A 25,866-nucleotide genomic window follows, 5' to 3' on the forward strand; every position below is an offset into this window, starting at 1 on the left:
TCAATCTAAAATGATGTCATTATATACGTTGATTTGATAAAAACTGTCTAAATTATATGATTTCATTTATAATATTTTTATCTTTTTTTACTTGTTGCCTCCTTTTTACCGCGATAGATGACCAAACTAGATGTAAAAAGCATGAACTATTACTTACTCAAAACTTTTAGCCGTCAACCCATTCAATTTGGACGTTTTATTGCCCGTATGTTGGCAGGGTTAGTCAATACTTTAAAAATTACTAGAACATCAAAAAGTATAGAACTTAACTTACAAATTGCACTTCCCCACTTAACACCACAGCAACGAATAGATATTACACAACAAGCTATTCGTAATGAGTTAACCTCATACTTCGAGTTTTTAAGTATTTGGGGCTCATCAAATAGTAAGAATATTTCAAGAATTCACCATATTGAGGGTGAACATTACTTTCATGAAGCACTGGCAGCAAAAAAAGGTGTGGTATTGATTGTTCCACATTTTGGTACATGGGAAATCATGAATGCTTGGTGTGCCCAGTTCACTTCTATGACTATTTTATACAAGCCTGTAAAAAATGAAGATGCAGACCGTTTTGTTCGAGAAGCACGTAGCCGTGAACAAGCCAACTTGGTACCTACCGATGAGACTGGTGTTCGACAAATTTTTAAAGCACTCAAACAAGGCGAAACCACTGTAATTTTACCCGACCATACACCTAATATTGGTGGGGATATGATCAATTATTTTGGTGTACCACTTGCCTCAAGTAATTTAAGCGCCAAGCTCATCCAAAAAACAAAAGCCAAAGCATTATTTCTTTATGCGATTCGTAATGAACACGACGGTTTTACGATGCATATTGAGCCTATGGATGAGAAGATTTACGAAGGTAGTGCCGATGATGGAACCTTTGTTATTCATCAAGCCATTGAACAACTGATCCAGCACTATCCAGAACACTATCACTGGAGTTATAAACGTTTTAAAGCAAATCCCGCTTTAGATAATATTTACAATATAGATCCGAATGAAGCACTTCAAATTGTAGATAGACTTAAAGCAGAAGCTTCACAAATTCCTGTGAAGCCAAGTACGTTCGAAACGTCGAGTGTATAAAACCATCTGATGATTGCGAGATACAAAGCTTAATGTTCCTTGCTCAACTGTGCTTTTAAACGGAAGATTAAGTTCTTGTACTCTCGCTAAAACCTCTTTGCTTGGATGACCATAACGATTATTAAAGCCAGCAGAAGCAACAACAAGCTTGGGGTTTAACGTCGCTAAAAAGTCGTAAGCTGAACTATGCTTACTCCCATGATGACCTAATACCAGAACATCTACCTTTAAATCAGGATATTCTTTCATGAGTTGATATTCTGCTTCCAACCCTGCATCGCCCATGATTAAATAATTTTGATAGCCATTTATCTGTTTTAAATGAATATAAATCACACAAGAATATTGATTTTGATTTGAAGAAACTAAGTTTAAATCTTTTTCTTTAGGCCAAAGAATTTCAATATCTAATTGTGGATATTGCCATTTTTGCCCTTGATGACAATAAGTAAATGGTTCTGTAATTTGCTCTTTCCATAATTCATTTGATATGACTTGTTTAATAGAAAAAGTCTGAGCAATAGAAGGAAATGCTCCGCTATGATCTTGATCAAGATGAGATAGTACGACGTGATCCAGTTGTTTAATTCCCTTTTGGTGTAAATATGGAATCACCACATTTTGACCAATACTAAAAGCTTTCTCCTCATAAGAACCACCCGTATCAATTAACCATGTCTGCTGCGGGTGCTGTAAGAATATAGATTGCCCCTGTCCTACATCTATAATATTTAATTGAATTTGCTGGGACGACTTATATGGAATGATCAAGGGTAAACAGCATATTAGCCCCCAAGATTTGGGTAAAACCCTACGCGGTAAAAATAAGATAATAATAACGAAGCTAAGGCACACTAAATCAAGTGGTGTGAGGCTAAAACCTTGTAATGGTAGAGATAACTTTTCTAAAAGATTAAAACATGACAGTACTATACCAATCAGGACGTCATTAATTTGAAAAAGTAAATTTCCGAATGATTTAAAAATAAGCCATACACAAGCTGCAAAAATATTTAAAGGAACAATCACTCCTCCGAGTAAAGGAACTGCAATAATATTTGTAAAAGGAGCAACCCATGAAATCTGTTGAAAGAAAATCAGCATTAAGGGACATAAGGCAATAAATATTTTGCCTTGAGATTCAATTAAAATTTTACTGAAAAGAATGATTCTAGATAGCAGACTAGTTGAAACAACATTTGGAGCCTGCTCTATAGTTTGATAAATCCGTAATATAATAAAGCAAGAACCATAAGATAGCCAAAAACCTGCGGATAAAACACTGAAGGGATCGAAAAGTAAAAGTAGACTTGCACTATAAACCAAGAGTGTAAATGGTTTAACAGTCACTTTAATCAGTACCAAAGAAGCAAATAAAAATACTGAAAGTAAAGTTCTTAAGGCGGGAATTTCAAAACCAACAAATGCCGTATAAATCAAAACACCGAAACATAATGGAATCATGGCCCATATTTGTTTAGGTTGAAACAAATAAAACTGCGGATAATAACGTCTTATTAACTGATGTAATACCCAAGACAACATGATGGCAAAAATGAGTACATGAGGCCCTGAAATGGCTAACAAATGAGAGATTCCTAATTCCTTAAATTGATTTTTAATCTCATCATTTAAAAGACTTTCGTCCCCTGTTAACAAAGCTAATAACAGACCTTTATTTTGCAAAGGAGATTGTTTTAACATTAATCTAAATGTTAGGCGCAACTTTTCTACATTTAACTTTTGTCTGTTAAAGAATTTTTGTTGCTCTTTTAAATGATGTTGATAACCCAACTGATAAATTTCATCAGAGCTTAAAGGCTCAATATGCTGAACACTAAAACCAGACATTATATTTCGTTGAATGAACCACTGTTCTTGGTCAAAAACACCAGCCACTGCGTAACTATGAGCAGGTTTGGTTTGGCCAGAAATTCGATAATAATGACCTAATTTTAATTTTGGCTCATCTATGGCTGAGTTTACTTTTTGATTTTTTAAATATAATAGCCAATTGACGGGATGTAAGGACTGCCCTAATACCTGAACGGGTTGTTGTATTTTATCTTCTTTTTCTTCACTTATACGGTCGACATACACAATAATATCTAAAGATTTAGGCTGCATTTGTCTCAGTTCTAATCTTTCATTTAAGGCATACTGAGCATATTGATGTCCTATAGTAAAAAGACTAATAGCACAGACTAGACAGTAAATGGTTTTAAATATGGGGCTATTTAAGAAAATATTTCTCTTAAAAATATAAAAAATAAAGCCCATAACAAGCAAGACTTTACCTAACCGCCCATATTGCATTACTAAAGGGATATCTATCCCCATAAATGCAATACCCCCAATCCACCCCATTAAAATAAGTTTTAACATTCAAGGTCATATCATTATCTTTTTAGGGGCAAAATTAAAGCCCAACTCAGTGGGCTTTAACAATGTGAATTAATGACAATTTTTTAAGAACCACTCACCCAGAGTCCATCTTGCATATGCAAAATAGAATCAGCAGCCTGAGCTAAATGCTCATCATGGGTCACAATTAACATTGCCATGTTGAGTTCTTTCTTAAGATCGGTCAGTAATTCAAAAATACCTAGAGCTGTTTTACGGTCTAAATTACCTGTAGGTTCATCAGCCAGAACAACCGCAGGTTTAGTGACTAAAGCACGCGCTAAAGCCACACGTTGGCGCTCACCACCCGAAAGCTCCCCTGGCTTATGATCCATACGATGAGATAACCCAACTCGATCAAGTAAATATTCAGCTTGCGCTTTTACAGATTTAAATTGGCTATCTGCACGAAGCATTAAAGGCATCGCCACATTTTCAAGCGCAGAAAACTCAGGTAATAGATGATGAAATTGATAAACAAAACCTAGGTATTGGTTACGCTGAAAACCACGTTCAGCTTCACCTAAATTATCAAAACGCTGACCATTTAAAAATACTTGCCCTTGAGTTGGCTGCTCTAAACCACCTAGCACATGAAGCAAAGTACTTTTACCTGAACCACTCGCACCGACAATAGAAACAAACTGCCCTGCTTCAACTTGTAAAGAAAGACCTTTAATGACTTCAACTTTAGATTTTCCGTCATCAAAATGTTTATATATTTCTTTCGCTTCTAAAACAATTTTACTCATAGCGCAGTGCCTCGGCAGGTTGAACTTTGGCAGCACGAAGTGCCGGATAAATAGTCGCCAAGAAGCTTAAAAGTAAAGAAACAATCACGATAATCGTCACATCTTGCCATCTTAAATAAGATGGGAGGTAATGTACAAAGTAAGCATCAAATAGATTTAAGCCCAACACATTGTTAAACCATGAAATGATATCGCTAATGGTTAAAGCTAAAATTACACCTAAAACCGTACCTGCAACTGTACCAATCACCCCAATCACGGTACCTTGAACCATAAATATTTTAGTGATCATCGACGGCGAAGCGCCTAATGTACGCAAAATTGCGATATCAGATTTTTTATCAGTCACCACCATGACCAATGATGAAACAATATTAAATGCTGCAACCACAATAATAAGGACAAGCAATAAACCGACTAGAGTTTTTTCCATTTGAATGGCATTAAATAAATTACCATGCGTATAGGTCCAGTTCGTCGCGTAGAAATTGCTTGGTAAACTTTTTACTAAGTCGTCAGCAACTTGCGGCGCTGCAAAAATATCATCTAGTTTTAAACGGACACCTTGGGCACCATCTGGTAAGCGTAATAAGGTTGAAGCATCGTATAGGGCGATATAACCCACCATAGAGTCGACTTCAGCGCCTACACTAAAAATACCAACCACTTTAAAACGCTTGAAACGAGGTACAACACCTGCTGGAGATGGCGTTGCTTCAGGTAAAACCAATGTCACGCTGTCATTTAGACGTAAGCCCAATGAATCAGCCATATCTTTACCAAGCACAATACCAAATTCACCCTTTTTAAGTGAATCTAAACTCCCGGCAACAATATGATTTTGAATAATAGAGACATTCTTTTCATATTTTGGGTCAATACCCGTCACCATAATACCAGCGACTTGCCCTTGCGCAGTTAACATACCTTGCAATTGCGTAAAAGGTGCAACCCCTGTTACATGTGGATGATGTTCAACTCGCTTCACGAGTTCAGGCCAATCCGTGAGGATTTGTGTAGATGAAACTGTTGCTTGCGGCACCATTCCTAACACACGGTTTTTCAATTCGCGATCGAAACCGTTCATGACAGAAAGTACTGTAATCAGCACAGCGACACCTAGTGTCAAACCGACCATCGAAACCAATGCAATAAAAGAAATAAAATGATTACTGCGTCTTGCGCGAGTATATCTCAACCCTATATACAGTGAGATTGGTTTAAACATACCTTCTAAATCCAAGGTCATTGATGGAAAATATAAGATGTTGATGTCAAATTGCACCCACATCTACTATTTGGCCATACCGTTAGATGCTGTATTAAGGTTTAAAAATCAGTAAGTTCTGACTTATCCTTAATAATCCTAATATTATATTGCTGCGCTATTTTCTACTAGTTGAGTTGGGAGATCAATTTGATCGTGCATTTCGCTACGAATTAGAACAATTTAATGAATAAGCTCAACAAATTACCCAAATCTTCTCCTATTTAGACTTCATATGTTGAGCAAAGTTCCGGTTTGCCTGAATGTCTTTATAGAAATATAGAAAGAGTCCAGACAAGATGATCAAAGCGCCTACAAAAACCATAATTGAAAGTTGTTCATGGTTTAAAGCAGCCCCAATCATCATCGCTAACATAGGGGTAATAACCGTTGTTAAAGATAAAGTCGTTGCCTGAATATTTTGTATAAGTTTGAAATAACAGAACATGGCAACGAGTGAAGCCATGAGTACCGTATAAATTAGGGCAAATAGTGATTTGGCTTCTGGCAAATGTGTCGGTGCATATTGCCAAATAAATGGAATAAAACAACTAACAAAAATAGAAGACACTAAAATAGAGCCTGTTGCCTGAGCCATTGGCTGAATCTGTGCATTAACTTTCTTGACCCAGAAAATTGAAAATGAATAAACAAACACACTGATCAGCATAAGAACAATACCAAACGGGTGTACATGCTGATTCGCACCGCTCAGACAAATAATAGCTAACCCACAGACCGCAATTGCCATACCCAACCATTGCAGCTTATAAAGTTGTTGGCCAAAAGCAAACCGACCAATAAGCCCCGCCATTATCGGCGCTAAACCAAACATAAGTGCAATCATGCCTGAACTTAAATATTGGGTCGCGGCATAGGTGAAAATTTGAGAACCAATTAAGCTAAAAGATCCGGCAATGTAGCTATGAACTGCTTGTCGATGCGTTGGAAAAGGTGTTCTCAAAATTATTAATATGATGACAGCCAAAGGCAATGCAATAAAAAAGCGTAATAACAATGCCCACATCAGATGTAGATCAGACACACTCCAGACAATTGCCAACGGAGTTGTTGCCCAGATAAACACTAACAAGGCATAGGTTAGAGCCAAATTGGTTTGCGATGGCATGCGATGCTCACTTAGCTGTTTTACGTTTTTGCTTTAAAATCGTTTGATCTAATGAACTTGAAAATTCACGTTTATCTCGTTCGGAAATAGGAGGCGGTCCACCAGTTTGCACACCCGCACCACGAAGCGTATCCATGAAATCACGTAGATGTAAACGTGCTTTAACATTCGCAGTTGTATAGACTTCACCACGCGGATGGATAGCAACGCCTCCTTTCTCAATCACTTGAGCTGCCAGAGGAATATCCTGCGTAATGACAATGTCATTTTCAACCATACGATCAACTATTTCTTTATCTGCTTGGTCGGCACCACTTAAAACCTGTATTGACTTAATTCGTACTGAAGGCGTAATCCCAACATTTTGATTGGCTACAAAAATGACTTCTAATTGATAACGATCTGATGCGCGTAAAATCACTTCACGTAAAATTTTCGGTAAGGCGTCTGCGTCTACCCATAGCTTAAATGGCAGCACGTTATTCTCTATTTCCACTAAAAATATTAGTCTAACAGATGCTTTTCTAAGGTGAGTAAAAATAACGATTAAACTGATTTTTAATTTCAACATTTAAATTTTTTATAAATTAAACGTACTTTTAACTTATAAATAGAAACGCCGCTTCCCTTTAAATGACTAAATATGCGCTTTTACAAGAGAATTTACATATGGTGACTTGAAAAATAGCAAACACCCTCGATTTAATATAACAAGTAATGTGAACCCAACAGCATCATGCTTATGAAAAATCAAAACAGTCCAGAAGTTATTAAAGTAAATGACCAAAATTTTGGTAGTCATGGAGAACATTGGAATCTATTGACGTCCCATCCCGAAACAGATGTACCAAAATGGTTAGGACTGGCACTTGATGCACCTGTTATGCCAATGGGTTTATGTGAACATGAAGAAGACATGGACCCATCTTTTTGGCTCATTCAAGGTCCTCAAGACCAAAAAGTTACGATCAATCAAATTATTGCTGTTGAAAATCAAAAACCTCGTGCGCTTAAAACAGCCTTCCCAAGTTTTGAAAGTCCGTATCAATATAATGCGAAAATTGAACGCATCATTACTTGCGACTCTGCTACACAAGCCGTGTTAAGTTTAAGACTAAATAAAAATACAACTGTTTATGCATTTGATAATTTATTTAGTGTTAACTACTGTCAATATGATAAAAATCAAAACTATCAAGTCCAATTTAATGCATGGGCTTATGAATTAGAACCTGTTCCAGCAGGTGAAAAAATTATTGTTGATGACCCAGCTTCTATTAAACATCATCGTGCATTAAATGCAATTTTAACTGAACATAATGGTGTTGCTCCTGAAAATTTACAGGAACTCATTAATGAATGGCAGCCAAAAACTCCAGAAGATCAAGAACCTGTAACCGTTGATTTTTCTAAAATGGTTGCGTATTTATATGGCGAAAATCTTGGTCAAGAAGATGAAGCATGGTTCCAAGGTAATATTGTTGGTAAAACTTCTATGACATTTATGGGGGCAGAATATACCCTTTATGATGTCACTTTGGTTTTAAAAGATGATCCTCCTGCCATATTAGTGCGCATTGCGACCAAAAACGATTTGTATAAAAACTTTAATATTGGCGAATATATTCGCGGTAATATCTGGATTCAGGCGACTATTTGTGCTAAAAAGGGTGAAACTAATTGAATTTCACTAATATTTTAATAATTAGGTTATTGAATGAAGATTATACCCGAACAAACTACCAGCCTCATTCAATCCAGTAGCCTGCGCGTAAAGGTCGATACTGGTGCGTTTTGCTTTTTTGTCTTGGGTATGTTCTTAGCTGCTATATTCATGCACCAGTTTGGTTTAGTGCCTTTTTAATTTATAACTTATTCAATAAATAAAGCCCTCATTTGAGGGCTTTATTTATTTGATTTGCTTAACCATTACGCTTTGCAAAATCATCCATAAAGTTAATTAAAGCCTGTACGCCTTCTAATGGTACGGCATTATAAATACTTGCACGCATACCGCCGACAGAACGGTGGCCAGCTAAATTTAACAAGTGATTAGCTTCCGCTTCTTTTAAGAATTGCTTTTCTAAAGCTTCGTCTGCCAAGGTAAACGGTACATTCATAATTGAGCGGTTTGGAATTGCGATCGGGTTATTGTAGAAATCGCTTGAGTCGATATAACCATATAACAACTGAGCTTTTTCAAGGTTCACTTTATGAATAGCCTCTACCCCACCCTGCTCTAGCAACCACTCAAATACCAAACCAGACAAGTACCATGCATAAGTCGATGGTGTATTTACCATAGAACCATTTTTCGCTTGGTCACCATATTTTAAAATACTTGGAATTTCTGGCTTAGCCTGATCAAGTAAGTCATCACGAATAATGACAATTGTTAAACCAGCAGGACCAATATTTTTTTGCGCGCCAGCATAGATTAAACCAAACTTAGTCACATCTAATGGAGCAGATAAAATACTTGATGAATAGTCACAAACAAGTGGCGCTTTTACATCAGGAATTCCTGCGAACTGTAAGCCGCCAATCGTTTCATTATCCGCATAATGTACATATGCTGCATCATCAGATAAATTCCATTCGCTTTGTTCAGAAATTGCGAACTTGCCATCTACTTTAATGCCAGCTTCTACAACATTAATATCGCCATAACGTTTTGCTTCTTTTAACGCTTTTTCAGACCAGATGCCAGTGTGGATATAATCGGCTTTACTGTTCTTACCTAAAAGGTTTAAAGGAATAGCAGAAAATTGTAATGACGCACCGCCTTGTAAAAACAGTACTTTATAGTTTTCTGGAATGTTCATTAACTTGCGTAAATCTGCTTCAGCTTTTTCAGCTACAGCAACATAGTCAGCACTACGGTGACTCATTTCCATGATGGATAGACCTTTACCCTGCCAATCCAACAATTCTTGTTGAGCTTTTTCTAAAACGGCAGTAGGTAATGCAGCAGGACCAGCACAGAAATTGTACGCGCGCATGATTTTTCCCTTGTATAAAGTCAAACACAATAAAAATGGCATTTAACCACAGATTGCTTAAGCTTGCAGCAGCTTATCAAGTAAATATTTCAATGCTGGACTGTATTTAGCTTTATTTTTTCAATTATTGTTGTCGTTATTTCTTTAATTTTAATAATCAGCTTCCTCATTAAAAAAAATTTTTAAGCAAAAAGATCAACTTGACTTGTGATTATAATTTCACATACCTTGATAGCTATTACAAAAATATTGGCTTAGTAAATTCAATAATTAAAGGAGCTAAAAACCACCATGTTTTTATACAAATGTATAATAAACAAGATGTTAATTGAATTTAATAACAAGAAATTTAAACTATAAGGGATGCCAAAAATTGTTATTTAAAATGCCAACACATCGATATAGACAGTCTATTTTTCCCTTTTCATTTAAACCAAAACATCTTGCTTTGGCTTTAGGCTTTTTTTTCACTAATCATTTATATGCCGGAAGCTTAAGTTATGCCGAAGCAGAACAACAAGCTTTAAAAAGTTCATACAGTACTCAAGCCAACCAAGCATTACAGCAAGCATCTCAATTAGAAGCTGAAGCAGTAAAGGGCCTCGGATTACCTAGAGTTGATTTGAATGTCAGAGCCTACGCTTTTCATAGTGAAACAGATGTACCTCTTGGGGCTTTTAAACAAAAACTTGAAAATGATTTAAGCCAAGGGCTAAACGATAAACTTTCACAGTGGAACAATGTCATTCCATCAGATGTGCTGGGACAAGTTCAAGAAGGCGCAAACCAAACCATACATGATGGTATAAATCGCTTTCCTGATTATGCGAATCTGACTATCGAAGATCAGGTGGTACGCCCTTCGATTTCAGTCGTAATGCCACTCTATACAGGCGGCTTAACCAGCAGCGCTAAAAAAATAGCTAATATACAAGCACAGCGCTCTGAGCTTTCAAGCCAACAACAGCAAGATATACAGCGATTTGAAGTAGTACAAAGTTACTTTAATGTGCAATTACAGCAGCAGCTGGTCGCAAGTAGCTTATTTAACTTTAATGCGATGCAAAAACATTACAGCAATGCCCTAAAGCTGGAACAACAAGGATTTATTAGTAAAGGGCAACGCATGCAGTTTGAAGTCGCTCGTAATAATGCGGAACGTACTTTACAAAATGCTCAAGCTAACTTAAACGCCAGCCGATTTAGCCTTAATAACCTTTTACATCAACAAAATAATGTAGATTTAAGTACCCCTTTATTTGTAAATAACGCTCCAAGCCAGTCTCTAGAATCACTTTTAACCAGTTATTCACAAAAATCTAGCCTTGTACAAAAAATGCAGATGGATACTCAACTGGCTAATGTCAATATTCAAGCTCAACAAGCCGCAAAAAAACCAAGTCTATTTGCATTTGGTGAATATGCGCTTGATGAAAATGAAAACTGGATTGTCGGTGTAATGGCAAAATACAACCTATTTTCTGGAGTAGATAAAAATAAGAATATTCATGCCGCTGAATTAAAGCGCTACGCTTCTGAACTCATGACTGAACGAACTAAACAAGAGATTGAAGCACTTTTGAATAAATCATATAACGAGCTTAACTCTGCTCAACAAAGTCATCAGCTTTTACAAAGAAACGTAAATGCTGCTCAAGAAAACCTACGTATTCAAGAACTTTCTTTTCGTGAAGGAATGGGTACAGCAACCCAAGTGATTGATGCGCAAAATGCATTAAGTGCGTTAAAAACTGAAATGGCTTTAAATGCTTATAAATATGTCATGTCACTCGCGACTTTACTTCAAAGTCACGGCTCAATTGATGAGTTTAAAGCTTACGTTAATCAACCACATACCGACTATATTCGTTAAGGGGAGTATAAAATGAATCAAGACTCAGCTCATTCAGAACAAGATTCTCCTGTTGCGGATACGGCAGAAACCAACCAAATTAAAAAAGATGATCAAGTTAGTGACCATCAAGAATCAAGCACAAATAAAAGTGACTCCAAACCACCTAAAAATTCAAAAATTAAACTGTTTATTGGTTTGATCATTATTGCCCTATTAGGTTTAATTATTTTTGGTTTGTGGAAAAGCTATCATCCTAAACCTATTGAATTACAAGGCCGAGTTGAAGCCGAGACTATTCACGTAAGTACAAAAGTTCCAAGTCGTATTGAAGAAATTTATGTACAAGAAGGCCAGAAAATTTCCAAAGGCCAGCCACTTGTTCGTTTGGTTAGCCCGGAAATAGAAGCTAAAAAGCAACAAGCTTTGGCTACCTTACAATCGGCTTTAGCATTTCAATCTACGGTAGACCGCGGTTCGCAACAAGAAAATATCGATACTCTTTATGCCAACTGGCAAAGCACAAAAGCACAAGCAAACCTTGCCAAAACTACTTACCAACGTGGTGAGAATTTATATAGACAAGGTGTCATTTCACGTCAAAGACGAGATGAAATGCTTGCTGCACAGACCTCTGCTCAAGAATTAAGTGAAGCCTCTTATCAACAATATGCTCGTGCAAAACGTGGAAGTACCAGCCAGCAAAAATCTACAGCAGATGCACAAGTTGAAATTGCAAAAGCAGCGGTAAGCGAAGCAAAAGCACTGGAAGCAGAGACACGTTTACTCTCACCTATTTCAGGTACGGTTTCAAAAACTTATGGTAAACCTTCTGAATTAGTCGCTATGGGCGTGCCTGTTGTCAGCATTTTAGAAGATGATGATTTATGGGTAAGTTTAAACGTCGGTGAAAACCAATACGCTTCTGTTTATAAAAGTAAAACCCTTGAAGGATTCATACCTGCTCTTAATCAGAAGGTGAATTTTAAAATTAAGAATATTGATGCTGAAGGTGAATTTGCCACCATTAAAACGACTCGCCAAACTGGAGGCTATGATATTCGTAGCTTTAAATTGCATCTGGTGCCTGAACGTCCTGTCAAAGATTTAAAGGTTGGTATGAGTGTTCTATTTAAAATTAAAGAAGAAAAATAAAGCATGTTTGCCAGTATATTACGGGAACTAAACTATCTAAAAAGCAATAAATGGGATTTGTGTATGGTGACACTTATCCCTGCTTTTATCATTTTCATGTTTAGCAGCATGTTTTACGCAGGTAAAGCTGAACACTTACCAATTGCGATTATTGATCAGGACCAAAGTGAACTCAGCCGTAATATTGAAAAGTATCTTTCGTTGAATCATACAGTAGAGATTAAAACAATTACGGCAAGCTCTACAGAAGCGGAACAACTACTCAATGAAACCAAAATATGGGGCTATGTTTTCATTCCAGACGGCGCTGAAAAACGCTTTGTGAAAGCACAAGATGCTCAAATCAGCATTGCATTTAACCAGTCTTTTTTTAGTGTCGGAAATACGATTTCTTCAGCAATGCTGATCAGTACCCTCAATGCTTTAGCAGACTATGCTGGTCAAAGTTATCTTGTAAATAGTATTCCCTATTTAGATGTTCCTACAGCTCATGTAAAAATCTCAACGCTTTATAATCCAAGCATGAGCTATGAGTTTTATTTAGAACCCTTCATGGTTCCTGCTGTATTGCACTTATTGCTGTGTTGCTGTGTTGCCTTTGCTATTGGACAAGAACTTAAACGTGGCACATTAACAGCATGGGTAAACCGAGAAAGTTTTATTCAAGGCTTATTGGCCAAAAATCTGCTTTATAGCCTTATATTTTGTGCATGGACATGGGTATGGATGTTTTGGCTAGTCGAAATCCGGGGCTGGTTCGTAGCAGGTTCTCTTAGTTTATTGCTATGCGCACAGTTTCTACTTTATTTTGCCTACGCTTTGATTAGCAGCACCGTCATTCTTGCAACCAAAAATTTAAGTAAAACTTTTGGTTTTATCGCGGTATATGGCGGGGCTTCTTTAAGTTTCGCAGGCGTTACGCTACCTTTAAATAATGCCCCTATTTTTACCAAATTTTGGTCACTCATTATTCCTTATACCCCTTATGCTAAGCTTCAAACCGAACAATGGGTGATCGGCAGTCCAATTTTCATTTCAATGATTCCTTTTTTAATACTCATCGGTTATTGCCTGATTTACTTCTTTTTAAGTTGTCTATTGCTTAAAAAATTAGTTCAAGGGGCAACACAATGAAAGAATTCTTTAAGGCTTATGGGCAAACATTTAAAGACATTGTAAGTAATAGCTCAGTTTTCACAACGCTAGTTTTATCGGTGATTCTTTATAGTTTTTTTTATCCTACCGCCTATAAAGCTGAGCGTGCAGAATCTATTCCAATTGTGATTGTTGATGAAGAGCAAAGCCTCTTAACTTCTCAATTGATTGGACAAAGTGCAAATAGCCCCCATGTTCATATCGTTACAGTTACCAGCAATTTTTTACAAGCTGAACAAATGGTCCGTGAGCAAAAAGCCGATGGTATTTTACTTTTACCAAATAACTTAACCCAAAGCCTACGCCGCGGAGAAACAGGTGGAATCGGCTTATACTTAAGCACAACCAACTTTTTAAAAACTAAAGAAATTGGTTTAGGTCTAGCAACCTCAATTGAAACCACATTAAAAGAATACATTGAGAAATTTGGACAACGTACGCATTTCCAGCCAGCGCTTTCTATTCATCAAGTGCCTTTATTTAACCCCCTTTCAGGCTATGGAAGTTATATTTTTCCGGCTGTTGCCTCTTTAATTATCCATCAAACTATTGTGTTAGGTTTAGCGATGCTGATTGCAAGCTACCGTGAGCAACACCAAAAAATTACAGCTGTTCGCTTCACTGGAATTTTCGCAAGTATATTTACCATTGGTTGTTTAAGTAGTTTTTATCTTTTTGGTTTTACGCTGTGGTTCAATGACTATCCACACGGTGGAAATTTTATAGGTCTCCTCATTGCCGTTCCAATTTTTATTAGTTGTATTATTGGACTAGGCATGTTGATCGGTTCACTTTTAGATATGCCGGAACGTGCCGGACATATTATTGTGTTTAGCTCTGTACCTTTATTCTTACTAACTGGAGCTGCTTGGCCTCATCAAGCAATGCCTGAATGGCTACAATGGTTTGCGTGGTGTTTACCCTCAACACATGCGGTACAAATGTTTGTGCAACTTAATCAGATGGGTGTTCCATTAGCCACGGTTGTACCAAAGCTGATATTTCTTGGGACCCTTGGATTAATATTGGTGAGTTTATCTTATTATCGGCTTTTTTAAAAAAATTCTTTATAAAATAAAAAAAGAAGCTTATGCTTCCTTTTTTATTAAAGTTTTACTTAGTCTTCAGAAGCATCTTCATTATTTGATACAGCTTCTTCGCTATCAGTTTCAGTAGTATCTACTTCGCCTTCGAGAAACTCTTCTTCATCTTCGACAGCTTCAATAGACACAACGCCTACTAGAGTTTCTTCTTCGCTTAAGCGAATTAGACGTACACCTTGTGCATTACGACCAGTCATTGCAACTTCTGCTGCACGGGTACGAACTAATGTACCGCCATCAGAAATAAGTAACAATTCTTTGGTTTCGTCAATAGACACTGCACCAACAAGCTCACCGTTACGTTCGCTTGTCTTAATCGCAATTACACCCTTACCGCCACGTTTCTTGGTCGGGAAGTCATTTACTGGAGTACGCTTACCGTAACCATTGGCACTTGCACACAGTACTTCACCTGTTTCAGGTACAACTACAAGCGATACGATACGACTTACTAAATTTGAATCTGCTGAATCGTCATTGTCATCTGATTCATCATTTTCAACATCTGCATCTTCTTCACTTAAAGTACTGCTTGCAAAGCTCACGCGCATACCACGAACACCTTTCGCAGTACGACCCATTGCACGTACGTCAGTTTCAGCAAAACGGATTGCCTTACCTTCGTTCGAGAACAACATGATTTGCTGATTACCATCAGTAATCGCAACACCAATTAAGGTATCTTCTTCATTGAGCTCAATTGCACGTAAACCATTTGAACGAATGTTTGCAAATTGCTCTAAATCAACACGTTTAACCGTACCTGACGCTGTTGCCATAAATACGTAATGGTTTTCTGGGAACTCAGTTAACGGCAAGATAGCTGTTACTGTTTCATTCGCATCTAAAGGTAACAAGTTCACAATCGGACGGCCTTTCGCACCACGTGATGCTTGAGGCACTTCAAACACACGAAGACGATATACTTTACCTACGTTGGTAAAGCACAGCACAGTCGCATGGTTTGAAGCTACAATGAGATGTTGAATAAAGTCATCATCTTTCATTGAAGTTGCCGACTTACCACGACCACCACGGCGCTGAGCCTGATAGTCTGAAAGTGGTTGAGTTTTTGCATAACCTGTTTGTGAAACCGTTAATACCACTTGCTCTTCAGGAATTAAATCTTCACGGCTAAAATCAATACGTGATTCAATAATTTCAGTGCGACGTCCATCACCATACTGTTGTAGTACCAGTGCTAACTCTTCGCGAATTACAGCCATCAATAAATTGAAATCATTCAAAATCGCAGTAAGTTCAGCGATTTGACCTAAAATTTCAGTATATTCTGCATGTAATTTGTCTTGTTCAAGACCTGTTAAACGGTGTAAACGTAATTCTAAAATCGCGCCTACTTGTGTTGGTGATAAACGGTAAATTGAATCGGTTAAACCAAATGGACGATCTGGGTTTTCACCTTCGATTTCATCTGGACGAACAGAAATTGCACCAGCTTTTTCAAGCAATGAAACCACACCACCACCTGCCCACTCACCTGCAAGTAAACGCTCACGCGCTTCAGCAGGGTTAGCAGAAGTTTTAATAGTCTCGATAATTTCATCGATATTGGCTAAAGCAACTGTTAAGCCTTCTAAGATATGACCACGTTCACGTGCTTTACGCAGTTCGAACATGGTACGGCGTGTCACAACTTCTTGGCGGTGACGGATAAATGCCGCAATAATATCTTTCAGATTCATCAATTTTGGTTGTCCGTTATCAAGACAAACCATGTTGATGCTGAATGAGTTTTCAAGTTGGGTATTTAAGAATAAGTTATTTACAACGACTTCAGCGTTTTCACCGCGTTTTAAGTCAATTGCAATACGCATACCTTCTTTGTCAGACTCATCACGAAGTTCTGAAATACCTTCAAGTTTTTTCTCTTTCACTAACTCGGCAATACGTTCAATAACTCTTGCTTTGTTTACTTGATATGGAATTTCAGTAAAGACGATGGTTGTACGGCCTGTCTTTTCATCTTCTTCGAAATGGTACTTACCACGAATATGTAAGCGGCCTTTACCTGTACGGTAGGCATCAACAATACCTGATTTACCGTAAATAATACCGCCTGTAGGGAAGTCAGGACCCGTAATGTATTCCATCAATCCTTCAATCGAGATGTTCGGATTGTCAGCATAGGCTAAGCACGCATTCACAACTTCTGTCATGTTATGCGGTGCCATGTTGGTTGCCATACCTACGGCAATACCAGCAGCGCCATTAATTAACAAGTTAGGAACACGTGTCGGAAGTACTTCAGGAATACGCTCAGATCCGTCGTAGTTATCTTCCCAGTCAACCGTGTCTTTTTCTAGATCTGCAAGAAGCTCGTGTGCAAGCTTGGTCATACGGACTTCGGTATAACGCATCGCAGCTGCGCTATCACCATCAATCGAACCGAAGTTACCCTGACCATCTACCAATAAATAACGTAAGCTAAAGTCCTGAGCCATACGTACAATGGTCTCATAAACAGCTGAGTCACCATGAGGGTGATATTTACCGATTACGTCCCCAACAACACGCGCAGATTTCTTGTAGGCTTTGTTATAGTCATTGCCCAATTCGTGCATGGCATAAAGCACACGACGGTGAACAGGTTTCAGACCGTCTCTCACATCCGGCAATGCACGAGATACGATTACACTCATCGCGTAATCTAAATATGAATGCTTGAGTTCGTCCTCAATGGCAATCGGTCGGATTTCCGATACGCTCATGCATACTCCTTCTTACAGATAGAAATTTCCATCTGCTTATATGTCTTGATCTTGCAAAAAATTTAGTTCCGGAAACTGAACTAAAATCGAAAAAAATATAGCTGTATACTATAGCATAAAAGCACTTTGTAATGTGCGGAATCTACACCGCTAATCTGGTGATATTTGTATAATTTAATTGCATATTATTCTTATCATATCGCTATAACGAGCACGTTCTATTCTTAATAAAACTATGTGATTTTTATTCTATAAAAATCAAACCTCAAATGAGATAAAATTCTCAGTTATACATTCCATGTCACTATCCACAATAAAAAACCCCTAGTAAAAACTAAGGGTTTTTTAACTTTAATCGGTAAAGATTAAAGTTTAGATACCAATTCTGGTACTACAGTGTTCAAATCACCAACTAACCAGTAGTCAGCAACACTGTTGATTGGTGCTTCTTCGTCTTTGTTGATTGCAACAATAACTTTAGAATCTTTCATACCAGCTAAATGCTGGATCGCACCAGAAATACCTACAGCAACATAAAGCTCAGGCGCAACGATTTTACCAGTTTGACCAACTTGGAAATCGTTAGGTACAAAGCCCGCATCAACTGCTGCACGTGAAGCACCTTGTGCTGCACCAAGCTTGTCAGCTAATGGATCAAGTACTCTATGGTAGTTCTCACCAGAACCTACACCACGACCACCAGAAACTACAATACGAGCCGCAGTTAATTCTGGACGATCAAGCTTAACGATTTCTTCAGATACGAAGTGAGAAATACCCGCATCTTTTACTTCGCCAACTGTTTCAACAGCAGCTGAACCACCTTCCGCAGCAACTGGATCAAATGCTGTACCACGAACGGTACCCACAATGATTGCTTCGTCAGATTGAACAGTTGCAATCGCGTTACCAGCGTAGATAGGACGCTTGAATGTGTTCGCAGATTCAACAGAAATAATATCTGTGATCATGCTTACATCAAGAAGAGCAGCAACACGTGGAAGAATGTTCTTACCAGTCGTTGTAGAAGCAGCTAAAACGTATTTGTAACCTTTAGCCAAGTCAGCAACTAAGCCAGCTACGTTTTCAGCTAATTGGTTTGCATAAGCAGCGTTGTCAGCAAGTAAAACTTTGCTTACACCAGCAACTTTAGCAGCAGCATCAGCAACTGCTTGAGCACCAGAACCAGCAACTAATACAGTAATATCACCACCGATTTTTTGTGCTGCAGCAACAACGTTTAAAGTAGCACCGTTAAGTACTTGGTTGTTGTGGTCAGCGATAACTAAAATACTCATGATTTTATCCTTCCGTATTAGATCACTTTCGCTTCATTTTTCAATTTTTCAACAAGCTCATCTACAGATTTCACTTGTACGCCAGCTTTACGTTCTGCTGGAGCTTCAACTTTAACAGTTTTAAGCTTAGTACCAGCTGTAACGCCATAATCCGCAGGAGATTTTGTATCAAGTGGCTTCTTACGAGCTTTCATGATGTTAGGCAATGCTGCATAACGTGGCTCGTTCAAACGCAAGTCAGTCGTGATGATTGCAGGAAGTGTAAGTTCAACAGTTTGTAAACCACCGTCAACTTCACGAGTCACTTGTACTTTACCGCCATCAACTTTCACTTCAGAAGCGAATGTACCTTGACCAGCACCTAATAATGCACCAAGCATTTGACCTACTTGGTTAGAGTCATCATCAATTGCTTGTTTACCAAGAAGGATAAGTTCTGGTTTTTCAGCTTCAACAACACCTTTTAAAATTTTAGCAACTTCTAAAGCGCCAATTTCATCAGTAGTTTCAACCAAAATACCACGGTCTGCGCCTAGAGCCATTGCAGAACGGATTTGTTCTTGAGCTTCTTTAGGACCTACAGAAACAACAACGATTTCTGATACTGTTCCTTTTTCTTTTAAGCGAACCGCTTCTTCCACTGCGATTTCACAAAATGGGTTAATTGACATTTTTACGTTGGTAAGGTCAACCCCACTATTGTCCGGCTTAACACGAACTTTAACGTTGGCATCAACCACGCGTTTTACAGCAACAAGAGCCTTCATGTAATCCTCGGCTGTTCTAGCAAAAGTAAATGTTGAGAAAAGTATATTAACTCTTCAATTAAAATTTTTTAGGTACCCTATCTTGCAATGTGTTTGGCATTTCGGTCAAGTCACAATTTTCTGGAACAGCACAAAAAAAATGAAATCATCAGTTCATAAAAAAATTTTAGACTGCTATGAGGGCCTATTTTATTCTTTTTAAACTCTATTTTATACATTGATTTTTATTATCTTTTTATCTTATTTAGCATATTAGCTAGAAACATAAGATTACTTTTAAAAACCATAAATCCGACGTTTTTTAGACCCTGTCGTCCACAAAATACTCAAAGATCAAAATTGTCAATTGGGTAGTTTCCCTTATTTCTCTTAAACAAATTTGTAAAAAAATACAAATGATCTCAACATTCAGCTAAAACTTATCAATTTAATTATCTATTTATTGAGTCTATTTTTAAATTTTAGTTTTTATGTGCCCTTGGATGAGCTTGATCATATACTTGTGCTAAATGATCAAAATCAATATGCGTATAAATTTGTGTCGTAGATAAATTACTATGGCCTAGCATTTCTTGTACTGAACGCAAATCACCGCTACTCGATAGCATATGGCTAGCAAAACAATGTCTGAGTAAATGCGGATGTAAATCGACATTTACACCTGCCCTTTGTGCTTGAAGCTTCACACGTTTTTCAATTTGCCTTGGAGTGAGCGCCCCTCCTCGTAAGGAAATAAAGACAGAATCATTTTGATCAAAATGTCCTTTCCAAATTTTATAAACTTTCAACCAGTTCAATAGGCTTTCTTTTGCTTTTTTCCCAAATGGTACTATACGTGTTTTATTTCCTTTACCTGTAATACGAACAAGTTGGCGATTAAAATCTACATCTTTAACAGTTAATCCCTGCAATTCAGCCAGACGTAAACCACTTGAGTAAAGTAACTCGAGCATCGCTTTATCTCTTAACCAAAGCTGCTGATCAATTGGTTTTTCAGGCATAGGTTGATCTAAAATTTGATTAACCGTTTCTATGTCGATCATGCCGGGCAAAGGTCTAGGTTGTCGTTTTAACTTAAAATCGTCAGTAGGATTAATTTCTAGATATTTACCTTGTTCAGCCCATTTCATAAATTGACGAATTGAAGTGAGATGACGTTGCATGCTACTTGAACTTAACTGGTCCTGTTCGACACGCTGCGCTAAGTACTCTCTTAAATCTGAAGCTTCAATATTTCTCAAATCTAGTTGTTTGTGCTCGCAGAACTCAAGAAAGCTTTTAACATCTCGTTCATAAGCAGTAATCGTGTGCTCAGATTGATTCTGTATTTTTCTTTCTTTTAACCACATTGAGAGCAGTTGTAATGCAAAATCCAAATTGCTCTCCATTTATTTGTTCATTTTTTTGAGTGTACCAAAAACTATGTGATCATGAAAATTTGATATCGCACAACCTAATGCTGATCTAATTTATATATTACAATTTAAACCAAGTATTCATTGGACCTTGCTGCCATGACCACCATACTCATCCCTTATTTAATTGCGATTACCTTACTTACACTTACCCCTGGTTTGGATACGACTTTAATTATTCGTACAGCAACACTTGAAGGTAAATCGAAAGCATTTCAAGCAGCGGTCGGTATTAGCCTTGGCTGTATTGTATGGGGAATTGTGGTTGCCTGTGGTCTAGGTGCCTTGCTCATGGCATCTGATATCGCTTTTAATATTCTAAAATGGATGGGTGCTGCTTATTTAGCTTGGCTGGGTTTAAATATGATTTTAAAACCACGTAGCCAACTTGCAGATATGCAAGAGAATAGTTCAAATACCTCTCCTTCACAAAATTGGTTTATTAAGGGTTTTTTAGGTAATTTACTTAATCCCAAAGTTGGTATTTTTTATATTTCATTTCTTCCACAGTTTATTCCACCACAAGCATCGGCAGTTACTTGGGTGATAGGACTAGTAATGATTCATGTCGTCATTGGAATGTTATGGTCAACTTTATTAATTTTGGCTATGCAGCCACTGTCACGTTATCTTAAGCAACCTAAATTTGTGAAATATATGGATCGGATTACTGGCAGTATTTTTGTGTTGTTTGCTTTGAAATTAGCTTTGAGTAAAAGATAAATTTAAAAAAGCGTGCTAACACAGCACGCTTTTTTAAAAAAACTTACTTCATCTTTTTTAAATAATCTTTAATTTGTGCAGCCACTTCATCAGCATGTTTTTCTGCCAACTGATGATCTCCACCTTTAACAATATGCAGCCTTGAATTTTTAAATATCTGATTTAAGTATGTTCCCACTTCAACTGGACTCACTGGATCGTTATCACCCCAGATTAATAAGATTTCGACATTTATATCTGTCAAAAATTCTTCATAGTTGGCATTCGTATTAATAAACCAATCAGGATATTCTAAAAATGCTTGGCGGTATGCTTCACGCCAATCTTGCACATTAAATTGTTTAAGATTGATTCCACCAGAAGTTGCGATTAAGACCAGCCCTTTCACCAGTTGAGTTTTTTGTAGCGCTGCGGCAACGGCAAAAATCCCACCCATTGATTGAGCAATAATTACAGACTCATCATGAATTTGATTGACCACATAATTTGTTAGGTCTTCAAAACTTTTGACTTCTAAGGATTCTGGTGTATCTCCAAAACCCGGATAACCAATAATTTTTGTACGATACTGCTGAGGTAATTTTTCAATTAAGCGATGCCAAAATGTCGTACTGCCTGATGCACCGGGTAAGAAAATTAAATTCATATCATGCTTCTTCTAATTGGGTTAATAATGGTTTTAGTATTTCTTTCCCTCTTAACTGCTGTAACCATATTTGTGGTATCCCTTCATATCCAAACACAATTCCTGCCAATCCTCCTGCAACACAAGCGGTTGTATCAGTATCTTGTCCTAAGGCAATAGCTGTTTTAATGACATCTTCATAATTATCTTGTTGCAGAGCGAAACGAGCTGAATGTAAACAATCCACTACGTAACCGCTGCCCGATATTTTTTTCTCATGTGTTGAATCAATAATATGATTGAGTTCTTGTTGTTCATTAACACTATTTTTATAAAGTTGCATCAGTATGGAAATACTAGATTTCCAAGCATCATTAACTGATTGTCCTTTCAATAAATACTTTGCCCATAAGCAATATAAAGCACAGCAAATTTTTGATCGAAGATGAGCATGGGTCAAATGAGACTGCTGATAGGCTAACTCAACTAATTGCTGATCAGATCCCCTATACCATAATGCCAAAGGTAATGTGCGCATCAACGCTCCATTACCATTCGAATGTTCATCTGTATTAGCCATCTCTTCTACAGACACCCCAGCTTCATAACGTTGTAACGCCTGAGCAGTTTGCACTCCAATATCAAACACTTGATAATCAACCGCCATATAACCATAACGGTACCAATTGCGAAGACGGTTAGCAAAATCGATGCTATCGAGTTTTTGACAATGTAATAGTGATGCCAATAAGCATAGAGCCTGAGCTCCATCATCTGACCATGTTCCAATTGGAATATCTGGATAAGTTCGCCTAAAATCTTTAGGTGGAATCATATCAATATGTGAGTAAAGTGGAAGCTGCAAAGCTGAATGAAATTCATATGGTACACCGACTGCATCACCAATCAGCAGACCATAAATTGCTCCTCTAATTTTATTTTGCATTTTTCTCTCAATATTTATTCTTGTAAAAATAAAGGGGAAAGACCTTATTTTAAGATCTTTCCCCTGAGACAAATCTTACTTAGCCTTGGAAATAACGTAAATCCAAACGCCCATCATATACATGAGTTGTTGGACCAGTCATCCAAACCACATCGCCTTCTTGCCATTCGATTTGTAACTTACCACCAGCAAGCTCAACTTCAACTGAATTCGCAAGTAAGCCACGGCGCATACCACTTACCGCAGCAGCACATGCCCCTGTACCACAAGCTAATGTTTCACCAACACCACGTTCAAATACACGTAAGCGAACATGTTTTTCATCAATTACTTGCATAAAGCCAGCATTTACACGTTCAGGGAACCGTTTATGTGACTCAACTTGTGGACCAATGCCGGCAACATCTGCAGTTAATACATCTGGAACAATAGTGACAGCGTGAGGATTGCCCATATTGACCACATCAATATTAATGTTCTGGTCGTTAGCTAACTCAAGTGTATATAAAGCTTCTGGTTGTTCTGCAATGAATGGAATTTCATTCGGCAAGAACTTTGGGTAGCCCATATTGACGCGAACCCAACCATTTTGTCCCAACTCAGGTTTTACAATACCTGCTTTGGTTTGGACAGTAATACTTGTTTTAGTTGTTAAATGGCGCTCATGTACAAAACGAGCAAAACAGCGTACTCCGTTACCACATTGTTCAACTTCAGAACCATCTGCATTAAAAATACGATATTTAAAATCTGCTTCCGGTAAATCTGGTGGTTCAACAATTAAAAGTTGATCAAAACCGATGCCAAAATGACGATCGGCTAAGCGTTGAATTGTTTCTGTATCCAAATAGGCACGTTGGCTGATTAGATCAACCACCATAAAGTCGTTGCCTAGGCCATGCATTTTAGTAAATTCTAACAACATTTCATTTACTCCTCAGGCAACAAGCGTTCATTTTCCCACAGGGATTCAACCGTTTCACGCTCACGAATCAAATGGGCTTTATCGCCTGACACCATCACTTCTGCGGCACGGCCACGTGTGTTGTAATTTGAACTCATTACAAAACCATAAGCGCCAGCGCCAAGAACAGCTAACAAGTCATTTTCTTTTAAAGCCAATGAACGATCTTTACCAATGAAGTCACCTGTTTCACAGATTGCTCCAACGAGATCCCAAGTTTTTTCTTCATTATCTGAACTTGGCACTACAGGTTGAATATCCATCCAAGCTTCATATAAAGCAGGGCGAATTAAATCATTCATTGCAGCATCAATAATGGCAAAGTTACGGTGGCTCGTTGGCTTGAGCAAATCAACTTTTGTTAGAAGCACACCTGCATTTGCACTAATGCTACGACCCGGTTCCATATAAACCTTGAGACCTAATTTTTCTAAAGCAGGTTTCATTGAGTTGGCATATTCTTCAACACTTGGCGGTGTTTCATCTTTATAACAAACACCTAACCCGCCACCGATATCAATGTGTTTAAGAGTAATACCAAGTTTTTTTAGTTCCTCAATCATTACCATGACACGATCTAAAGCATCAACGAATGGTTTAGTCTCGGTTAATTGCGAGCCGATGTGGCAGTCAATGCCAATGATTTCAAGGTTTGGTAAAGATGCAGCATATTGATAGGTTTCATAAACGGTATCACTTGGAATACCAAATTTATTTTCTTTTAAACCTGTTGAAATATAAGGATGAGTTTTTGCATCTACGTCTGGATTTACACGTAAAGAAATTGGCGCTTTTTTGCCTAGACGTGCTGCAACTTTTTGAAGACGGTCTAGTTCTGCATAAGACTCTACGTTAAAGCAAGCAATGCCTACATTTAACGATGTTTCGATATCGGCTTCGGTTTTACCCAAACCAGAAAAAACAACTTTAGACGCATCACCACCCGCTTTTAAAACACGTGCAAGTTCACCACCTGATACGATATCAAAACCAGCACCAAGTTTTGCCAACACATTAAGAACAGCTATATTTGAGTTAGATTTCACCGCAAAACAGATTTGATGATCAATAAAATCAAAAGCACGGTCCATATCTAAATAATGTTTTTCAAAAGCTGCTTTTGAATAAACATACAAAGGTGTGCCAAATTGCTGCGCAAGCTGCTCCATAGAACATTGCTCTGCATGCAATACTCCATTAATGCGAGTGAAACTCATGAATGTGTCCTTATTTCAAAGCTTAAGGTGAAGTTGTTTGGGTTGGGGCTGATGATTCAACTGGCTGTTCAGCCTGCTCATCCTGTTGCACAACTTGTTTCTGTTCTTTATTACGATAGAGCAAGTATTTCGCACGTTTGTCATAATTCGGATCAGAAGGTAGCTGTAATGCTCCTGACTGACCACAAGCGCTAAGCAAAATACTGCTGCTCAATAAACTGATGAGGCAAATGACACGACGCATCTGAGCACCTGATTTAAAC

At 37.7% G+C, this 25,866-nt stretch carries 22 protein-coding genes and 1 pseudogene; 8 read left to right on the forward strand and 15 right to left on the reverse strand.

Features of this window, described 5'->3' with window-relative positions:
* Window positions 1–117: 117 nt before the first annotated feature.
* A complete protein-coding gene (locus tag J690_RS11845; RefSeq protein WP_081310178.1) occupies window positions 118–1,101 on the forward strand; it encodes a lysophospholipid acyltransferase family protein in 984 nt (327 codons plus the stop codon).
* Here the strand turns inward: J690_RS11845 and J690_RS11850 are convergent.
* The 3 genes from J690_RS11850 to J690_RS11860 form a co-directional block, all read right to left on the reverse strand.
* A complete protein-coding gene (locus tag J690_RS11850; protein ID WP_032036001.1) occupies window positions 1,054–3,486 on the reverse strand; it encodes a DNA internalization-related competence protein ComEC/Rec2 in 2,433 nt (810 codons plus the stop codon). The genes J690_RS11845 and J690_RS11850 overlap by 48 nt on opposite strands.
* 83 nt (window positions 3,487–3,569) lie before the next feature.
* Window positions 3,570–4,256 carry a lipoprotein-releasing ABC transporter ATP-binding protein LolD gene (lolD, locus tag J690_RS11855; RefSeq protein ID WP_002118798.1) on the reverse strand — a complete coding sequence of 229 codons (687 nt, stop codon included), beginning with the start codon at window positions 4,254–4,256 and terminating at the stop codon, window positions 3,570–3,572.
* Window positions 4,249–5,484, reverse strand: coding sequence for a lipoprotein-releasing ABC transporter permease subunit (locus tag J690_RS11860; RefSeq protein WP_004790618.1), 1,236 nt, complete (start codon window positions 5,482–5,484; stop codon window positions 4,249–4,251). The genes lolD and J690_RS11860 overlap by 8 nt, the downstream gene beginning before the upstream one ends.
* Window positions 5,485–5,612: 128 nt before the next feature.
* Between J690_RS11860 and J690_RS24740 the strand changes: the two are divergent.
* A pseudogene (locus tag J690_RS24740) lies at window positions 5,613–5,714 on the forward strand (PilZ domain-containing protein); the annotation flags it as partial.
* 29 nt (window positions 5,715–5,743) lie between these two features.
* Here the strand turns inward: J690_RS24740 and J690_RS11865 are convergent.
* Window positions 5,744–6,652: a DMT family transporter gene (locus J690_RS11865; RefSeq protein ID WP_032036004.1), complete on the reverse strand. Its 909-nt coding sequence runs from the start codon at window positions 6,650–6,652 to the stop codon at window positions 5,744–5,746.
* A gap of 7 nt (window positions 6,653–6,659) precedes the next feature.
* The gene (locus tag J690_RS11870) at window positions 6,660–7,148 is read right to left on the reverse strand and encodes a YaiI/YqxD family protein (RefSeq protein WP_078210287.1); all 489 of its coding nucleotides are present in this window, start codon (window positions 7,146–7,148) and stop codon (window positions 6,660–6,662) included.
* 246 nt (window positions 7,149–7,394) lie between these two features.
* On the opposite strand from J690_RS11870, the gene J690_RS11875 reads away from it, so the two are divergent.
* On the forward strand, window positions 7,395–8,336 hold the full coding sequence (locus J690_RS11875) for a hypothetical protein (RefSeq protein ID WP_032036005.1): 942 nt from the start codon (window positions 7,395–7,397) through the stop codon (window positions 8,334–8,336).
* A gap of 238 nt (window positions 8,337–8,574) precedes the next feature.
* Here J690_RS11875 and serC read toward each other — a convergent pair whose 3' ends face one another.
* On the reverse strand, window positions 8,575–9,654 hold the full coding sequence (serC, locus tag J690_RS11880) for a 3-phosphoserine/phosphohydroxythreonine transaminase (RefSeq protein ID WP_005067728.1): 1,080 nt from the start codon (window positions 9,652–9,654) through the stop codon (window positions 8,575–8,577).
* A 385-nt stretch (window positions 9,655–10,039) separates the two neighbouring features.
* Between serC and J690_RS11885 the strand changes: the two genes are divergently transcribed.
* Genes J690_RS11885 through J690_RS11900 form a run of 4 tightly spaced genes read left to right on the forward strand, consistent with a single transcriptional unit; the run spans window position 10,040 to window position 14,874 of the window.
* Entirely contained in the window at window positions 10,040–11,527 is a 1,488-nt protein-coding gene (locus J690_RS11885) for a TolC family protein (protein ID WP_032036007.1), read from the forward strand.
* Window positions 11,528–11,539: 12 nt separating this feature from the next.
* Entirely contained in the window at window positions 11,540–12,661 is a 1,122-nt protein-coding gene (locus tag J690_RS11890; RefSeq protein WP_032036009.1) for an HlyD family secretion protein, read from the forward strand.
* A 3-nt stretch (window positions 12,662–12,664) separates the two neighbouring features.
* Window positions 12,665–13,795, forward strand: coding sequence for an ABC transporter permease (locus J690_RS11895; RefSeq protein WP_212771361.1), 1,131 nt, complete (start codon window positions 12,665–12,667; stop codon window positions 13,793–13,795).
* The gene (locus tag J690_RS11900; RefSeq protein ID WP_032036012.1) at window positions 13,792–14,874 is read left to right on the forward strand and encodes an A1S_2622 family ABC transporter permease subunit; all 1,083 of its coding nucleotides are present in this window, start codon (window positions 13,792–13,794) and stop codon (window positions 14,872–14,874) included. The genes J690_RS11895 and J690_RS11900 overlap by 4 nt, the downstream gene beginning before the upstream one ends.
* A gap of 59 nt (window positions 14,875–14,933) precedes the next feature.
* On the opposite strand, the gene gyrA is transcribed toward J690_RS11900, so the two are convergent.
* The 4 genes from gyrA to xerA all read right to left on the reverse strand — a co-directional run bounded on the left by gyrA (window position 14,934) and on the right by xerA (window position 21,062).
* A complete protein-coding gene (gene gyrA / locus J690_RS11905; protein WP_032036013.1) occupies window positions 14,934–17,648 on the reverse strand; it encodes a DNA gyrase subunit A in 2,715 nt (904 codons plus the stop codon).
* A 365-nt stretch (window positions 17,649–18,013) separates the two neighbouring features.
* Window positions 18,014–18,946, reverse strand: a complete 933-nt coding sequence (locus J690_RS11910; protein WP_032036015.1) for an electron transfer flavoprotein subunit alpha/FixB family protein — start codon at window positions 18,944–18,946, stop codon at window positions 18,014–18,016.
* A gap of 17 nt (window positions 18,947–18,963) precedes the next feature.
* Window positions 18,964–19,713: an electron transfer flavoprotein subunit beta/FixA family protein gene (locus J690_RS11915; protein WP_002118903.1), complete on the reverse strand. Its 750-nt coding sequence runs from the start codon at window positions 19,711–19,713 to the stop codon at window positions 18,964–18,966.
* A gap of 461 nt (window positions 19,714–20,174) precedes the next feature.
* Window positions 20,175–21,062, reverse strand: coding sequence for a site-specific tyrosine recombinase/integron integrase (gene xerA, locus J690_RS11920; protein ID WP_080973505.1), 888 nt, complete (start codon window positions 21,060–21,062; stop codon window positions 20,175–20,177).
* Between the two features lie 165 nt (window positions 21,063–21,227).
* Here xerA and J690_RS11925 point away from each other — a divergent pair, with 165 nt between their 5' ends.
* Window positions 21,228–21,851: a LysE family translocator gene (locus J690_RS11925; RefSeq protein WP_032036017.1), complete on the forward strand. Its 624-nt coding sequence runs from the start codon at window positions 21,228–21,230 to the stop codon at window positions 21,849–21,851.
* Between the two features lie 43 nt (window positions 21,852–21,894).
* On the opposite strand, the gene J690_RS11930 is transcribed toward J690_RS11925, so the two are convergent.
* From J690_RS11930 to lptM, 5 genes are all read right to left on the reverse strand, one after another.
* The gene (locus J690_RS11930; protein WP_032036020.1) at window positions 21,895–22,497 is read right to left on the reverse strand and encodes an alpha/beta fold hydrolase; all 603 of its coding nucleotides are present in this window, start codon (window positions 22,495–22,497) and stop codon (window positions 21,895–21,897) included.
* 1 nt (window position 22,498) lies between these two features.
* Complete coding sequence (locus tag J690_RS11935) at window positions 22,499–23,422, reverse strand: ADP-ribosylglycohydrolase family protein (protein ID WP_032036021.1); 924 nt, start codon at window positions 23,420–23,422, stop codon at window positions 22,499–22,501.
* Window positions 23,423–23,501: 79 nt separating this feature from the next.
* On the reverse strand, window positions 23,502–24,347 hold the full coding sequence (gene dapF, locus J690_RS11940; RefSeq protein ID WP_002118553.1) for a diaminopimelate epimerase: 846 nt from the start codon (window positions 24,345–24,347) through the stop codon (window positions 23,502–23,504).
* A 5-nt stretch (window positions 24,348–24,352) separates the two neighbouring features.
* Window positions 24,353–25,603 (reverse strand): diaminopimelate decarboxylase, encoded by a 1,251-nt coding sequence (gene lysA / locus J690_RS11945; RefSeq protein ID WP_032036022.1) that lies wholly within the window; start codon window positions 25,601–25,603, stop codon window positions 24,353–24,355.
* 22 nt (window positions 25,604–25,625) lie between these two features.
* Window positions 25,626–25,847 (reverse strand): LPS translocon maturation chaperone LptM, encoded by a 222-nt coding sequence (gene lptM / locus J690_RS11950; RefSeq protein WP_002118887.1) that lies wholly within the window; start codon window positions 25,845–25,847, stop codon window positions 25,626–25,628.
* Window positions 25,848–25,866 lie beyond the last annotated feature (19 nt).

Source organism: Acinetobacter sp. 742879 (assembly GCF_000588535.1).
Taxonomy (GTDB): Bacteria; Pseudomonadota; Gammaproteobacteria; order Pseudomonadales; family Moraxellaceae; genus Acinetobacter; species Acinetobacter pittii.